Source organism: Rhizobium sp. PvP014 (genome assembly GCF_017876855.1).
Classification (GTDB): domain Bacteria; phylum Pseudomonadota; class Alphaproteobacteria; order Rhizobiales; family Rhizobiaceae; genus Neorhizobium; species Neorhizobium soli.
On record NZ_JAGIOT010000002.1, the window covers coordinates 3,484,994 to 3,500,131 of the forward strand.

Below are 15,138 nucleotides of genomic sequence, written 5' to 3' on the forward strand. Positions count from 1 at the left end.
GTAAACATGGTTGCCGCAAGCTGAAGACCTGTCAGACTGACGTTAAGGATTGGATTGTCATGGTTTGGGAGAAGCAAGTGGCCGGCATCATCACGAGCGAAGATGGGAAGGGCCGCTGCTTCTGGCACGGCGGTCTCGAAGACTACCGCCGCTATCATGACGAGGAATGGGGCCGGCCGATGGCCGACGATATCAGGCTGTTCGAAAAGATCTGCCTCGAAGGCTTCCAGTCCGGTCTCTCGTGGCTGACGATCCTGCGCAAGCGCGAGAATTTCCGCGCAGCCTTCGCAGGCTTCGATTTCGACACCGTGGCGCAGTTCGGTCCAGACGATGTCGAACGACTGGTGCTCGATGCGGGCATCATCCGCCATCGCGGCAAGATCGTGTCCACCATCAACAATGCCAAGCGCGCCGTCGAGATGCGCGATGAGTTTGGCACCCTCGCCAAATTCTTCTGGAGTTTCGAACCTCGCGAGGAAGACCGACCCGCGATCATGGATCTCGCCACGCTATGCGCCAACCCCACGACGCCAGTCTCCGTCACACTGTCCAAGGTGCTCAAGAAGCGCGGCTGGACCTTCGTTGGCCCGACAACCGTCTATGCCTTCATGCAGGCCATGGGCCTCGTCAACGATCATTTCGAGGGCTGTTTCTGCCAGCCGGAGGTCGCGCAGGCACGGCTGAATTTCAAACGGCCATGACTTCGGTAAGGACCCGCTGCAACTCGCCAAGGTTCTCGATCTTGCGGAAACGCGGCGCTTCGGTCGGCGCGTCCACATGTTCCAGGACCCAGGTCAGGGCATGCGGCACGTAAACGCCCCAGGATCCCGCGGCGATGGCCGGCACGATATCCGACTTGAGCGAGTTGCCCACCATCATCGCCCGTTCAGGCCCGTCGGCCAATTTTTGGAAAATGCGCCGATAGGTGGTGGCAGTCTTGTCCGAAACGATCTCCACCGCGTCGAAGAAATCACCGAGGCCCGATTGTGCCAGCTTGCGTTCCTGGTCGAACAGGTCGCCCTTGGTAATCAGCACCAGCAGATAATGGCCGTTCAGCGATCTCAGCGTTTCTTCCACATGCGGCAGCGCCTCGACCGGGTGACGCAGCAGCTCCCGGCCGATATCGAGGATTTCGCCGATGGTGCGGGATGGTACGTTGCCGTCCGTCACTTCGATCGCGGTTTCGATCATCGACAGGGTAAAGCCCTTTATGCCGAAACCATAATATCCGAGATTGCGCTTCTCGGCCTCCAGCAGTCGCGCGGAAATATCGGCGCCATCGCCAAAATCGCCAAGCAGCTTTTGGAAGTGCCGTTCCGTCAGGCGGTAGTATTGTTCGTTCTGCCAGAGCGTGTCGTCGGCATCAAAACCGATTGCGGTAATCGGGCGCATGTCACTAGCCTCCAGACCGTCAAGATACGGAAGGATGCGACGTTGGACAAGCTTCGAAGCTTACTGTCCCTTCGCCTTCAGCCATGCCTGCATCTCGGCAATTTCCTTTTCCTGCGCCTTGATGATCTCTTCAGCCAGCTTGCGCAGGTCAGGGTCCTTGCCGTGTTCCAGCTCGACCTTGGCCATGTCGATCGCGCCCTGGTGGTGAGCGATCATGCCGCGCGCGAAATCGACATCTGCATCGCCGGAATAGTTCAGCGACATGTCGCTGTGCATTTTTGCGGCCGCATCCTTGTAAGCCTTCGTAGACGGGCTTGTGTCCGTCTGTCCCTGCGGCTTTGTCGAGGAATGGTCATGCCCCTTCATGTCCTGCGCAACGGCCAGGCTGAAGGAAAGGGCAAGAACGGCGGCGGCGATGGGGAGCGTGCGTGTCATCATGCACCAAAGCTAAAACGCAGTTTCGCGCAAATCAAGCTACCGCGCGATCACATCATGGACAGCCTGATACGCACGGCCAAGTTCGCCATAGGGCGCGACCGGCCAGGTCCAGGCCCGGACCGCCTGCGGCGGCGTAACGCCGGCCAGAAGATCCGTTGTCTCCAGAACCTCTCCCTGCCGGTCGACAATTCTATAGGCGGTATCGGTCAGCAGGATCTGGCGGCAGGGCAGGGCGGCAATCCCGTCGAGATGCGCGTTCACGAGGTTGGCGACGATGGCATCCGGTTCCGCGTGCCGGGTCTCCTCGAGCTGCCGCCTCGCACCGACGCCGATCTGAGACAGGATATTGGCCGAGACGACCAGATCGAGATACGGCACCTGCCGCAGAAACGCCAAAGGTTCCGGCACCGCGCCGGAGAGCGCTGAATCGAGGCCTGAGAGATTGCGCGAAATCAGCCGCACGTTCCGGTATCTGCGCGCAAGCATCCGCAGCCGCACGGAGGCGAGGTGCACCAGATCGACCAGAACGACCGTATCGAAACCCTTCGCCAGATCCTCGATCGGCACGTCGCGCAACAGACCGGAGCCAAGCACGACGACGGTCCGCCGCTGCTTCATGTCCGCGATAGTCTCGCGAATGAACGTCTTGCAATTCTCCTCATGCGGTGCCCAGGCGTCGGCGCAACGTCTGGCACGCGACCAGAGATTGACTGATGACCGGATGAACGGCCGGAATTCGGCTGGCGTGACCGGCAGGGTCGCGGTGTAATGGAGCGCTTCGAGGATCATGGGTGAGCGATAGAGGCCTGGCTGCCGGTTCTGTCAATCATTCAGGCCAAGCTCGCGTTCGAGTTGTTCCATCGTATACGTGCCTGAATTGCCATTTCGGACTTCTTCTAGATACGCTTCAGCGACGGCAACATCATGGAGATCTTCGAGATGCTTGTGGAGAACCTGAGCAATATAAGCGTCGGTATCGAAGCCATGCAGATCGGCATAGCGCCTCAGGAGGCGATGCATCGGTTCCGGGATTTCGATCGTGACGCGCTTGTCCATGGCCGTAACCCCTGTGGTGGCGCAATATATACCACTGCTCTAGCCTGTTCGCCAGCCGCCGCCCTTGCCGCTCCGGCTGTCATCCTCTAAGAAACCGCACACTAATCCGGCCTTTCCCGAAGGCCCGAAGGCAATGGAATATCGATCATGAGCGACAAACAAAAGAAGCCCCAGAAACTGAAGGCCCGCCTGCCGCGCGGCTTTGTCGATCGTTCGAGCGCCGATATCCACGCCACCAACGAAATGGTCGGAAAAATCCGCGAAGTCTACGAGCGCTACGGTTTCGATCCGCTCGAGACGCCGCTGTTCGAATATACCGATGCGCTCGGCAAGTTCCTGCCCGACAGCGACCGCCCCAACGAGGGCGTCTTCTCGCTGCAGGACGACGACGAACAGTGGATGTCGCTGCGCTACGATCTGACCGCGCCGCTCGCCCGCCACGTTGCCGAAAACTTCAACGAGATCCAGCTGCCGTTCCGCACCTACCGCGCCGGCTACGTGTTCCGCAACGAAAAGCCCGGCCCCGGCCGTTTCCGCCAGTTCATGCAGTTCGACGCCGATACGGTCGGCGCACCCGGCGTCCAGGCCGATGCCGAAATGTGCATGATGATGGCCGACACGATGGAAGCGCTGGGTATCAAGCGCGGCGATTACGTGATCCGGGTAAACAACCGCAAGGTTCTGGATGGCGTCATGGAAGCGATCGGCCTCGGCGGTGAGGAGAATGCCGGTAGGCGTCTGAACGTGCTGCGGGCAATGGACAAGTTCGACAAGTTCGGCCCAGAGGGTGTGAAGTTGCTGTTGGGAGCGGGTCGGAGGGACGAGTCGGGCGACTTTACCAAGGGTGCAGGCTTAGAGCCCGAAAACGCCGATAAGCTGATCGACCTGCTGATGGCCCAGATGGGTAGTCTCAATCAGACGTTCCGCATAATTTTCGACAGCTTTGGGAACAATGACACTCTGGACGCCGGGGTTGCCGAATTGGATCAGATGGCCAGCTTACTGGCGGCCGCAGGTTACTCAACGACCACGAGCCAATATCGTTCAGACGCCACGGACGAACAGATGCGGGTCATAATAGATCCCTCCGTCGTCCGCGGCCTCGAATACTACACCGGCCCGGTCTTCGAAGCCGAGCTCACCTTCGACGTCACTAACGAAAAGGGCGAAAAGGTTGTCTTCGGCTCGGTCGGCGGCGGTGGTCGTTATGATGGTCTCGTGTCGCGCTTCATGGGCCAGCCGGTGCCGGCCACCGGTTTCTCCATCGGCGTCTCGCGCCTGCTGACGGCGCTGAAGAACCTTGGCAAGCTCGGCCAGGATGAGGTGGTCGCACCCGTTCTCGTCACCGTCATGGATGGTGATGTCGAGAGCATGGGACGCTACCAGAAATTCACGCAGGATCTCCGCCAAGCCGGCATTCGCGCTGAAATGTACCAGGGCAACTGGAAGAAATTCGGCAACCAGCTGAAATATGCCGACCGCCGCGGCTGCCCGATCGCCATCATCCAGGGCGGCGACGAGCGCGCCGGGGGTGTCGTTCAGCTGAAGGACCTGTTCGAGGGCAAGCGCCTCTCCGGCGAGATCACCGACAATGCCGAATGGCGCGAAGCCCGCGTCGCGCAGGATACGGTCTCAGAAGCCGATCTCGTCGCCAAGGTGCAGGAAATCCTGGCCGCCCAGGCCGAAGACCGCAGGCGGGCGAAGGGCGAATGATGTCTGTGATGGTGGCTTTTCCCCTCCCCAACCCTCCCCACAAGGGGGAGGGAGCGCGTTGGTGTGTGACGCCTGCGTCGGATCTCCAGCTGCGCCTCGCTGGTGAGATCGGCGCCCGTCACGAGTCATCTCCCCCCCTGTGGGGGAGATGGGCGGCAGCCCAGAGGGGGACTTTCTCCCCTACCGCAGGAGCTGTCCCATGCCGCTGATCAACATGCCGGAATTCTCCGGCCGCCTGCTCGATGAATTTGCCGGTCGCGGTGCGGCCCGCATCGATACGCCGGTGATCCAGCCGGCAGCACCGTTTCTCGACATGGCCGGCGAGGATCTGCGCCGTCGCATCTTCCTCACAGAAAGCGAGCGCGGCGAAAGCCTGTGTCTGAGGCCGGAATTCACCATTCCCGTCTGCCTGCGCCATATCGAAACCGCCACCGGCACGCCGCGGCGTTATTGCTATCTCGGCGAAGTGTTTCGCCAGCGCCGTGACGGCGACAACGAGTTCTATCAGGCCGGCATCGAGGATCTCGGTGAGAAGAATGTCGCGAGCGCCGATGCCCGGGCCGTGACCGATGCGGTCGAAATCATCGCGGGCCTGTTGCCCGGTCGCGCACTCACGATCACGCTCGGCGATCAGACCGTGTTCGAAGCGGTGGTGCGCTCGCTCGGCCTGCCACTCGGCTGGCAGAAGCGGCTGATCCAGGCCTTCGGCAACACAGTGCTTCTGAAGCAACTGCTGCTGACGCTCGCCACCCCGCAGCCGGTCGCGGGCCTGTCGCCGGAGCTTGCCGATCTCCTGCGCAAGGACGAGGCGGCGCTGATCGACCATATCGACCGGACCATGCAGGACACCGGCTATTCCACCAATGCCAGCCGCTCGCCACGCGAGATCGCCGCACGGCTGACGGAAAAGCTGGCGCTCGCCGAAACCCGGCTGGATGGCGCAGCACTTCTTCTGCTGAGCGAGTTCCTCTCGCTGGAACTGCCACTTTCGGAAGCAGCCGCCGCTCTTGCCGGTTTTGCCGATGCCGCAGGCCTGTCCTTCGGCCACGCGCTGGGCGAATTCGAAGCCCGCGTTGCAGCGCTACAGGATCTCGGCATGGACCCGTCGCGCATCACCTATCGTGCCGCCTTCGGTCGTCCGCTCGATTATTACACCGGCCTCGTTTTCGAGGTCACGCAAAAGGGGTCGGACGCGGTTCTGGTCGGCGGCGGTCGCTTCGATCGGCTGCTGACGCTGCTCGGCGCCGTCGACGACATTCCGGCCGTCGGCTTCTCGCTGTGGCTCGACCGGATCGAACAGGCGAGGGCGCGCTGATGACCATTACCATCGCTTTGCCCTCCAAGGGCCGCATGAAGGACGATGCCTCGGCGATCTTCGAGCGCGCCGCCCTTCCCATCGTCGCCGTCGGCAATGACCGCTCCTATCGCGGTCGCGTCGAAGGCCATGAGGATATCGAGATCGCCTTTCTCTCGGCCTCCGAGATCGCCCGTGAACTGGGCGCCGGCGCCGTCGATTTCGGCGTCACCGGCGAGGATCTCGTGCGCGAGGGACTGGTCGATGCGGACCGGCAGGTCGAGATCGTCGCCCGCCTCGGTTTCGGCCATGCGGATGTGGTCGTCGCCGTTCCGGAAATCTGGCTCGACGTCGATACCATGGCCGATCTCGGCGATGTCGCCGCCGATTTTCGCGCGCGTCACGGTCGGCGGTTGCAGATCGCCACGAAATACTGGCGGCTCACCCAGCAGCATTTCTCGTCGCAGCACGGCATTCAGCTTTACCGCATCGTCGAAAGCCTCGGCGCCACGGAAGGCGCCCCGGCAGCGGGACAGGCCGATATCATCGTCGATATTACCTCGACCGGCTCGACACTGCGCGCCAACCACCTGAAGATCCTGTCGGATGGCGTCATCCTCAAGTCGCAGGCCTGCCTGGTGAGAGCGCGCAAATCCGCGCATGAGAGCGATCCGCGCATCGCGGATATCGTCGACGCCGTGCGCAACGCGCTCTGATGGCCGGCGAAGACGCCAATATCATCGGGCTCTACGAACGCCACGCAGCTGCCTTCGACAAGCTGCGCGGCAAGACCCTGTTCGAGAGGCCGTGGCTCGACAGGTTTGCGGCCACCATGCCGCCGCGCGGTCACGTGCTCGATCTCGGCTGCGGTGCAGCGGAACCCATCGCCGCCGACCTCATCCGCCGCAATCTTCGCCTCACCGGTGTCGATACGTCGGAAACGCTGATCGGGCTTGCCCGCGAACGGTTTCCGGGCCGCGCCTGGATCGTTGCCGACATGCGCAAGTTCTACCAGCCGACCAAGTTCGATGGCATCATCGCCTGGCACAGCTTCTTCCACCTCAACCCGCAGGACCAGCGCGCCATGTTTCCGCGCTTTGCAGCACTCGCTGGCCCCGGTGCGGCGCTGATGTTTACCGCCGGCCATTTCGAAGGAGAGGCGATGGGGGAGTTCGGCGGTGAACCGCTTTACCACGCCAGCCTGTCACCGGAGGAATACGAAGCGCTCCTCACGAAAAACGGCTTCGAGGTGGTGGCGAGCGTCGCCCAGGATCCGCAATGCGGTGGCGCAACCGTCTGGCTGGCAAAGAACATCCGCCGCCGGACATCATAGCAATTCCAGAATAAAAAAAGCCCACCAGTCAGTTGACTGGCGGGCCTTCATGGCAGGGAACGCTTTAGAGGTTAGGCTGCGATTGCAACCTTGCCGCGGCGAGCGTCGACCGAGTAGAGACCTGGGCCGTAGGTGGCGAGCAGGATGTAGGCGCCGGCAAGGGTCACGTTCTTCATCAGCATGATGCCGTTGAGCGTGTTGATCCAGCCAAGAGCGGCATCCGGCCAGCCGGGAACGGCAACGGTGCCCGAATGGAACATCACGCCGGTGAAGATGCAGAACAGGGCGATGGCCCAGCCGGCGATCTTGGTCTGGAAGCCGACGAGAACGGCAAGACCGGCAACGAATTCGAACAGGCCGGCGAGATAGGCAAGGGCAGTTGCAGCCGGCATGCCGGCGCCTGCGATCATGCCGGCAGTGCCTGCAGGATCGGCCAGCTTGCCGAAGCCGGCAAAGATGAACATGAACGACAGAAGAATGCGTGCGACGAGAATGATGATGTTGTTGGTGCTGGACATGGGAAGTCTCCGGGTTGCGGCGCTGGATCTTTCTCCCCGCCGCGTGTGAATTCTTGAACCGGACATTACCCCTTTCTGCCAAACGCGAAAGATGAACGATCGGAGACTGTTTGTCTCATAAAAGCGAACGATCACGGCCATTTTAGAATGTGCAAAAAACCGCATATGCAAGCGAAGGTGAACGCAACCTTCAGCCGGGGTTCACCGTTTGGCACCTACCATCGGGTCGTTCTCACATTGAGTTCGACCTCGAACTAGGAGGAAGATATGAAGAAGATCGCCATCACCACGCTCGCACTCGTCATGGCGTCTGCATTTGCAGTGCCGAGCTTTGCGCAGACATACCGCAGCGAAAGCCGCGAAAACCGGCAGGAAAACCGGATCTACCGCGGTGCCGTCACCGGCAAACTGACGCCGCAGGAGCTTCGCAACATCGCTCGCCAGCAGAACCGCATCGATCGCGCCCAGAACCGCGCAGCCCGCGATGGCGTAATCACCCCGCGCGAGCGCCGCGAGATCGAGCGCCGCCAGAACAACGCGTCGCGCAACATCTACCGCAAGAACAACAACGGCCGCACGATGTACTAAGCCGAGCGGCACTTGAAATGACCCTTGACCGTCCGGCTCTGCCGGGCGGTTTTTTTATGGGCGCGAAACGAAAAAAGCGCGGCCCGGAGACCGCCCTTTCGGTTCGTCAATGTGGTCAATCAGAACTCTTCCCAGTTGGAGGCGGCTGGCGCTAGCGAACCGAAGGCTGACGCAACCTTCTTGGCGAGGGTGCGTGCCGGCGAGGGGGTGGCGCGGGCGGTTGCGTGATCGGCGACGCGCACCGATGCGGACATTCCGCGGTCGCCTTCGGTGTTGAACCGACCGACGAGCTCGCGCAGTCGCTGGGCTTCCTGGGCAAGCGCAGCGCTTGCCGCCGTTGCTTCTTCCACCATCGCGGCGTTCTGCTGGGTTACCTGGTCCATCTGGTTGACGGCAACATTGACTTCCGACAGGCCGACCGACTGTTCCTTTGCGGACGTGGCAATCGCATCGAGCTGCGAGTTGATCGCCACGACATGATTCTGGATCACCTGAAGCGCAGTGCCTGTGGCGCTCACCAGTTCGACGCCATTCTTGACTTCGGACGCCGAGTTCCGGATCAGGTCCTTGATCTCCTTTGCGGCCTGCGCGGAGCGCTGCGCGAGCTCGCGCACTTCCTGGGCAACCACCGCAAAGCCCTTGCCGGCTTCACCGGCGCGCGCCGCCTCAACGCCCGCATTGAGGGCGAGAAGGTTGGTCTGGAAGGCGATTTCGTCGATCACGCCGATGATGTTGGAGATCTGCGAGGACGACTGTTCGATCCGCTGCATCGCATCGACCGCTTTTGCAACGACGGCGCCGGACTGGGCAGCCGATTGATTGGCTTCGATCGCCATCGACCGGGCTTCTTCCGTGCGGCTGGTGGAGGTGCTGACATTGGCCGTGATCTGGTCGAGCGCTGCAGCTGTCTCTTCGAGCGAGGCGGCCTGCTGTTCGGTACGTTTCGACAGGTCGCCGGCGCTCTGGCTGAGTTCGCGGGATCCGCCGTCGATCGCGTTGGTGGCGTTGGCGACGGAGTGGAGCGTGTCGCGCAGCTTGGCGACCGAGTCGTTGAAATCCGCTCGCAAGCCTTCGAAGTCTGCGGCGAAAGCCCGGTCCAACTGGAAGGTGAGGTCTCCGGCCGAGAGCCGCTTGAGGCCTTCCGCCAGACCATTGGTCGCCTCGGCCATCGCCTCGCTGCGGTGGCGTTCGCTCTCCGCGTTGCGGACACGGTCCGCTTCCTGGGTCGTACGGTTCAGCTCGGCTTCATGCTCCATTTCCTTGCTGCGCAGAGCATTGTCCTTGAACACCTGCAAGGCCTTGGCCATGCTGCCGACCTCGTCGCGGCGGTCCGCGCCGGCCACCAGCGCCGACAGATCCCCGTTTGCAAGGGTCAGCATCGTGCGCTGCAAGTGCTGGATGGGTCGTGCAAGCCAGGCACGGATCAGGAAGAAGCCTGCGACGAGCACGAGGGCGAGACCTCCGATAACGGCCCCGAAAGTGGCGTAGATGGTTGTCTTCGCACTGGCGCTGAGATTTTCGCTTTCCTGATTTGCAGCTGTCATCACTTCGTCGGTCACCACCGTGAGTTTTTCGGTAACGGCCGCAAACTTCGGCTTGCAGTCCCTCATGAAGGCTTCCTGAGACGCCAGCACGGCAGCCTCGTCCGTGGCCTGAGCTGCGGCCTGAACCACAGGGCCGCAAGCGTCATTGAGAACGCTCAAACCTTCCGCCTTGATCGGCGCCAGCTTGGCATTAGCGGGAAGGGCCGCCATCGCCTTGTCCATCCAGCCACCAAAAGAGGATTTGGCTTTTTCAAACGCCGCAAGATTGCTCGCGTTCTCTTCGTCAGTGCGCGACACAAGCAGGTCGCCAGCGGCAGCGTGCCCGGTCTGCATGTAGCGATTGGCGCGTGCAATTGCCAAAGTTGCCAGGCTTTCCTGCTGGAGAAGCCCGCCATACTCGCTATCCAGCGTTCGAATGCTGTTGCTGCTGTAGAAGGCAGTTGCGACGACGAATATGCCGAAGAACGACATGAGCGTCAGAAATTTACCGATCAAAGATACGTGCTTCATGGCAACCTGCGCGTTGGTGTTTGATTAAGCGCAGTTAATGTGAAGTTGCTTAGAAGAGCGTCACTGCCGAATTACTATTTTATACGAATAAAAATTATCAGTCCTTGTCGTTCGGTAAGTTCAGAGGGGGAAATGCTATGCATGCTGTATGCCTCAATAGCAGAAAGGGCGCCGGTTGCCCGACGCCCTTTCCGAAACACTGAACCTGAAGGATCAGATGTGCAGACCTTACGGCCTGATCACATCATGTCCATTCCGCCCATTCCGCCCATGCCGCCGCCCATGCCGCCGCCAGCCGATTCCTTCTTAGGAAGTTCGGCAATCATGGCTTCGGTGGTGATCAGCAGCGAAGCAACCGAAGCTGCGTTCTGCAGAGCCGTGCGAACGACCTTGACCGGGTCGACGATGCCCATGGCGATCATGTCGCCATATTCCGACGTCTGGGCGTTGTAGCCGAAGTTGTCGCTGTCGCCGTCGAGGATCTTGCCGACAACGATCGAAGCTTCGTCACCAGCGTTGGTTGCGATCTGGCGAACCAGCGACTGCAGCGCCTTGCGGACGATGTTGATGCCGGCTTCCTGGTCGTCGTTCGCGCCCTTGGACGTGATCTTGGTCGAAGCGCGCAGGAGTGCGGTACCGCCGCCTGGGACGATGCCTTCCTGAACGGCAGCGCGCGTCGCGTTGAGCGCGTCGTCGATGCGGTCCTTGCGTTCCTTGACTTCGATTTCCGTGGAACCGCCGACGCGGATGACGGCAACGCCGCCAGCGAGCTTGGCAAGACGTTCCTGCAGCTTCTCGCGGTCATAGTCCGAAGATGTTTCTTCGATCTGTGCCTTGATCTGTGCAACGCGGCCTTCGATGTCGGTCTTCTGACCGGCGCCGTCGACGATCGTCGTGTTTTCCTTGGTGATCGAGACCTTCTTCGAACGGCCGAGCATGTCGAGCGTTACGGTTTCGAGCTTGATGCCGAGGTCTTCGGAGATGACAGTGCCGCCCGTCAGGATGGCGATGTCTTCCAGCATGGCCTTGCGGCGATCGCCGAAGCCAGGAGCCTTGACAGCAGCAATCTTCAGGCCGCCACGCAGCTTGTTGACGACGAGCGTTGCAAGAGCTTCGCCTTCGACGTCTTCAGCGATGATGAGGAGCGGCTTGCCGGTCTGAACGACAGCTTCGAGAACAGGCAGCATGGCCTGAAGGTTCGAAAGCTTCTTCTCGTGCAGAAGGATGTAAGCGTCGTCGAGATCGGCGACCATCTTTTCCGGGTTGGTCACGAAGTAAGGTGACAGGTAGCCGCGGTCGAACTGCATGCCTTCGACGACTTCGAGTTCGGTTTCAGCGGTCTTGGCTTCTTCGACGGTGATAACACCTTCGTTGCCGACCTTCTGCATGGCTTCAGCAATGTCACGGCCGACCTGTGCGTCGCCGTTTGCCGAAATCGTGCCGACCTGTGCAACTTCTTCCGAAGTCGAGATCTTCTTGGCGTTGGCCTGGAGATCCTTGACGACTTCCGCAACGGCGAGATCGATGCCGCGCTTCAGGTCCATCGGGTTCATGCCGGCTGCAACGGCCTTGTTGCCTTCGCGAACGATGGCCTGTGCAAGAACGGTAGCAGTCGTTGTGCCGTCGCCGGCGATGTCGTTGGTCTTCGAAGCAACTTCGCGGACCATCTGGGCGCCCATGTTTTCGAACTTGTCTTCAAGTTCGATTTCCTTGGCGACCGAAACACCGTCCTTGGTGATGCGCGGAGCGCCGAAGGACTTGTCGATGATGACGTTACGACCCTTGGGGCCGAGCGTGACCTTCACTGCGTCAGCGAGGATATCGACGCCGTGAAGCATCTTTTCGCGCGCGGTGCGGCCAAACTTGATTTCTTTAGCTGCCATGTTGGGAACTCCTGAAAAGGGGTGTCAGCAAATATTGGAAGAAGAGCAGTCGGCTAAAATCAGCCGATGATGCCCATGATGTCGGCTTCCTTCATGATCAGAAGGTCGACGCCATCGAGCTTGACTTCGGTGCCCGACCACTTGCCGAACAGAACGCGGTCGCCGACCTTGACGTCGAGTGCAACCTGCTTGCCGCTTTCGTCGCGGGCGCCAGGACCAACGGCGATGATTTCGCCTTCAGCTGGCTTTTCCTTGGCGGTATCGGGAATGATGATGCCGCCCTTGGTCTTTTCTTCAGACTCGACGCGCTTGACTACAACGCGGTCGTGCAGGGGGCGAAAATTGGTGCTTGTCATTGTCTAATCCCTCGATCAAATGACATGGACGGGTCTCAAGGACCCGCGGAGTGACGTTTAGCACTCATCTATCGAGAGTGCTAACGAGACCCGAGATAAGGATGGCTGCGAGCTGAGTCAAGAACGGGCTTGAAAAATTCAGGGCTCAGGGAGCGGCCATGCAGAATACGCTTAACGACCAAAACCCGGGCGCAGCGCCGAGCTTTCGTGAGCTCGTGGCCGTGTTTGCCCGGATCGGTGCCCTCAGTTTCGGAGGGCCTGCCGGACAGATCGGCATGATGCACAAGACTTTGGTGGAAGAAAGACGCTGGCTCTCGGAAGAGCGGTTTCTGCACGCCCTTAACTACTGCATGCTGCTGCCCGGCCCGGAAGCGCAGCAGCTAGCCACCTATATCGGCTGGCTTCTATTCGGCGTGCGCGGTGGCATCGTCTCCGGCCTGCTTTTCGTCCTTCCCGGCCTCGCCATCATTCTGGGTCTCTCAGCAGCTTACGTCCTCTATCAGGATGCGACATGGCTTGCCGGCCTGTTCTTCGGCCTGAAGGCGGCGGTCCTTGCAATCGTGGTGGAGGCAGTGATCCGCCTCGGACGCCGAACGTTGAAGACTACCTTCCTGCGCGGGGTCGCGGCCGTTGCCTTCATAGCCCTGTTCTTCTTCAGCCTGCCGTTTCCGCTCGTCGTGTTTGTGGCCGGTCTCGCAGGCTATCTGATGACGCGGGCAGGGGGGCAGCAACCGCAAGGCAGCGTCGCCAAAGAGGACAGTCATCCCGGCGCGAAAACACCTGGTGTCGCCCGCACGATCGCAACGCTTGTATTCTGGATCCTTGTCTGGCAGTCGCCTGTTCTGGCGCTCTGGGCCTTCGGTGCGCCGGAAAGCCTGTCCAGCCTGTTCGCGTTTTTCTCCAAGATGGCACTGGTCACCTTCGGCGGCGCCTATGCGGTGCTGGCCTATGTGGCGCAGGTTGCAGTCGCCGATTACGGCTGGCTGAAGCCGGGCGAGATGCTGGACGGACTGGCGCTTGCCGAAACCACGCCGGGCCCGCTCGTGCTGGTTCTGTCCTTTGTCGGGTTCCTCGTCGGCTTCCGCGAAGCCTCCGGTCTCGGCCCCGTCACGGGCGGAATAATCGGCGGCCTGCTTGTCGCCTGGGCAACCTTCGTGCCGAGCTTCGTCTTCATCTTTGCGGGCGCCCCTCTGATCGAGCGCCTGCGCGGCAACGCCCTTTTCTCCGGCGCGCTGTCTGTCATCACCGCCGCGGTCGTCGGCGTCATCCTCAACCTCGCGATCTGGTTCGGCCTGCATGTTCTGTTCAGAGAGGTTCGCCACGTCGATCTCTTTGCGCCAGCAGCATTTGGCCTTTCCGTCCCGGTCTGGTCCAGCCTCGATCCCGTCGCTCTTTTGCTTTTCGCAGCCTCCGCCATCATGCTGTTCGTCCTGAAGCTCGGCATGGTGCCGGTGCTCGCCATCAGCGCGGCGGCGGGTTTTCTCGCCCAGATCTTCCTGATGTCGTGAGGATCGTATCATTGCAAAAATATGAAGTTTTGCCGGGATCTACGTCGCGCGGCCCGCTTTCACCGCCTTCTCCCTTGTAATCTCGCCAACGGTTTGCGATGTCAGCCTCCTAATCGAGCAGGCAAAACCGGCAGGAACTTTTGACATGGCAAATCGCATCCAGAATTTGAACGACGTGATCGAGGGCTACGATGTCGTGCTTTCGGACGTCTGGGGCGTGGTCCATAACGGCGTCGAAGCCTTCCAGCATTCCTGCACGGCCCTGGCCGCCGCCAGAGAAGCCGGCGCCACTGTCGTCCTGATCACCAACTCGCCGCGTCCCGCACCCGGCGTCATCGAACAGATGAGGCACCTCGGTGTTCCCGATGGAACCTATGACCGGATCGTCACGTCTGGCGATGTCACCCGGCATCTGGTCGCCGAAGGCCCGAAGAAGGTGTTTCTGCTGGGGCCTGAACGCGACCTCAACTTCTTCGATGGACTGGGTATCGAGATCGTTTCTGAAGCCGACGCCGATTGCGTCGTCTGCACCGGCTTCTTCGACGACGAGAAGGAAGTGCCCGAAGACTATACCCAGATGCTGACCACCTTCATCAACCGCGACGTGCCGATGATCTGCGCGAACCCGGATCTGGTGGTCGAGCGCGGTCACCGGATCATCCCCTGCGCCGGTGCGGTCGCCGCCTATTACGAACAACTCGGCGGCCAGGTGCGCGTGGCCGGCAAGCCGCACAAGCCGATCTACGACGAGGCGCTCTCGATTGCCCGCCAGGAGCGCGGCGATGTCGACAAGGCGAGGGTTCTCGCGATCGGCGACGGCATGCCGACCGATGTTCGTGGCGCGCTTTCGCAAGGCCTCGACCTGCTTTATATCAGTGCCGGCATTCACATCGCGGAATATTCCGTCGATGGCGAAACCGATGAGGCGATCATGCAGGAATGGCTGAAAAGCGAGAACGCGGCGCCAAAATTCTGGATGCCGCGCCTCGCCTGATCCGGAACCTG

At 61.0% G+C, this 15,138-nt stretch carries 16 protein-coding genes; 8 read left to right on the forward strand and 8 right to left on the reverse strand.

Annotation, left to right across the window (positions count from 1 at the left end):
• Positions 1–59 precede the first annotated feature (59 nt).
• Positions 60–701 carry a DNA-3-methyladenine glycosylase I gene (locus J3A65_RS21300; RefSeq protein ID WP_062453729.1) on the forward strand — a complete coding sequence of 214 codons (642 nt, stop codon included), beginning with the start codon at positions 60–62 and terminating at the stop codon, positions 699–701.
• Here J3A65_RS21300 and J3A65_RS21305 read toward each other — a convergent pair.
• From J3A65_RS21305 to J3A65_RS21320, 4 genes are read right to left on the reverse strand one after another with little or no spacing between them, the layout of a single operon-like run.
• A complete protein-coding gene (locus J3A65_RS21305) occupies positions 688–1,392 on the reverse strand; it encodes an HAD family hydrolase (RefSeq protein WP_062453728.1) in 705 nt (234 codons plus the stop codon). The genes J3A65_RS21300 and J3A65_RS21305 overlap by 14 nt on opposite strands.
• Positions 1,393–1,452: 60 nt before the next feature.
• Positions 1,453–1,830, reverse strand: coding sequence for a DUF305 domain-containing protein (locus tag J3A65_RS21310; protein WP_174195687.1), 378 nt, complete (start codon positions 1,828–1,830; stop codon positions 1,453–1,455).
• Positions 1,831–1,866: 36 nt separating this feature from the next.
• Complete coding sequence (locus J3A65_RS21315; RefSeq protein ID WP_209903259.1) at positions 1,867–2,619, reverse strand: hypothetical protein; 753 nt, start codon at positions 2,617–2,619, stop codon at positions 1,867–1,869.
• Positions 2,620–2,652: 33 nt separating this feature from the next.
• Complete coding sequence (locus J3A65_RS21320; protein ID WP_062453725.1) at positions 2,653–2,886, reverse strand: DUF6290 family protein; 234 nt, start codon at positions 2,884–2,886, stop codon at positions 2,653–2,655.
• A gap of 147 nt (positions 2,887–3,033) precedes the next feature.
• On the opposite strand from J3A65_RS21320, the gene hisS reads away from it, so the two are divergent.
• The 4 genes from hisS to J3A65_RS21340 all read left to right on the forward strand — a co-directional run bounded on the left by hisS (position 3,034) and on the right by J3A65_RS21340 (position 7,226).
• Positions 3,034–4,599 (forward strand): histidine--tRNA ligase, encoded by a 1,566-nt coding sequence (hisS, locus tag J3A65_RS21325; protein WP_209903261.1) that lies wholly within the window; start codon positions 3,034–3,036, stop codon positions 4,597–4,599.
• A gap of 199 nt (positions 4,600–4,798) precedes the next feature.
• Positions 4,799–5,914, forward strand: coding sequence for an ATP phosphoribosyltransferase regulatory subunit (locus J3A65_RS21330; RefSeq protein ID WP_209903264.1), 1,116 nt, complete (start codon positions 4,799–4,801; stop codon positions 5,912–5,914).
• Positions 5,914–6,609, forward strand: coding sequence for an ATP phosphoribosyltransferase (gene hisG / locus J3A65_RS21335; RefSeq protein ID WP_209903266.1), 696 nt, complete (start codon positions 5,914–5,916; stop codon positions 6,607–6,609). The genes J3A65_RS21330 and hisG overlap by 1 nt, the downstream gene beginning before the upstream one ends.
• Positions 6,609–7,226, forward strand: a complete 618-nt coding sequence (locus J3A65_RS21340) for a class I SAM-dependent methyltransferase (RefSeq protein WP_184654020.1) — start codon at positions 6,609–6,611, stop codon at positions 7,224–7,226. The genes hisG and J3A65_RS21340 overlap by 1 nt, the downstream gene beginning before the upstream one ends.
• A gap of 71 nt (positions 7,227–7,297) precedes the next feature.
• Here J3A65_RS21340 and J3A65_RS21345 read toward each other — a convergent pair whose 3' ends face one another.
• The gene (locus tag J3A65_RS21345) at positions 7,298–7,744 is read right to left on the reverse strand and encodes a DoxX family protein (protein ID WP_062453720.1); all 447 of its coding nucleotides are present in this window, start codon (positions 7,742–7,744) and stop codon (positions 7,298–7,300) included.
• A gap of 267 nt (positions 7,745–8,011) precedes the next feature.
• Between J3A65_RS21345 and J3A65_RS21350 the strand changes: the two genes are divergently transcribed.
• Positions 8,012–8,332, forward strand: a complete 321-nt coding sequence (locus J3A65_RS21350; RefSeq protein WP_062453719.1) for a hypothetical protein — start codon at positions 8,012–8,014, stop codon at positions 8,330–8,332.
• Positions 8,333–8,451: 119 nt separating this feature from the next.
• Here J3A65_RS21350 and J3A65_RS21355 read toward each other — a convergent pair whose 3' ends face one another.
• The 3 genes from J3A65_RS21355 to groES form a co-directional block, all read right to left on the reverse strand.
• Complete coding sequence (locus tag J3A65_RS21355; protein WP_209903268.1) at positions 8,452–10,386, reverse strand: methyl-accepting chemotaxis protein; 1,935 nt, start codon at positions 10,384–10,386, stop codon at positions 8,452–8,454.
• 239 nt (positions 10,387–10,625) lie between these two features.
• The gene (gene groL, locus J3A65_RS21360; protein WP_209903270.1) at positions 10,626–12,269 is read right to left on the reverse strand and encodes a chaperonin GroEL; all 1,644 of its coding nucleotides are present in this window, start codon (positions 12,267–12,269) and stop codon (positions 10,626–10,628) included.
• Positions 12,270–12,328: 59 nt separating this feature from the next.
• Entirely contained in the window at positions 12,329–12,625 is a 297-nt protein-coding gene (groES, locus tag J3A65_RS21365; RefSeq protein ID WP_062453716.1) for a co-chaperone GroES, read from the reverse strand.
• A gap of 158 nt (positions 12,626–12,783) precedes the next feature.
• Between groES and chrA the strand changes: the two genes are divergently transcribed.
• Positions 12,784–14,133 (forward strand): chromate efflux transporter, encoded by a 1,350-nt coding sequence (gene chrA, locus J3A65_RS21370; protein ID WP_209903272.1) that lies wholly within the window; start codon positions 12,784–12,786, stop codon positions 14,131–14,133.
• Between the two features lie 145 nt (positions 14,134–14,278).
• The gene (locus J3A65_RS21375) at positions 14,279–15,127 is read left to right on the forward strand and encodes a TIGR01459 family HAD-type hydrolase (RefSeq protein ID WP_209903274.1); all 849 of its coding nucleotides are present in this window, start codon (positions 14,279–14,281) and stop codon (positions 15,125–15,127) included.
• Positions 15,128–15,138: the final 11 nt, after the last annotated feature.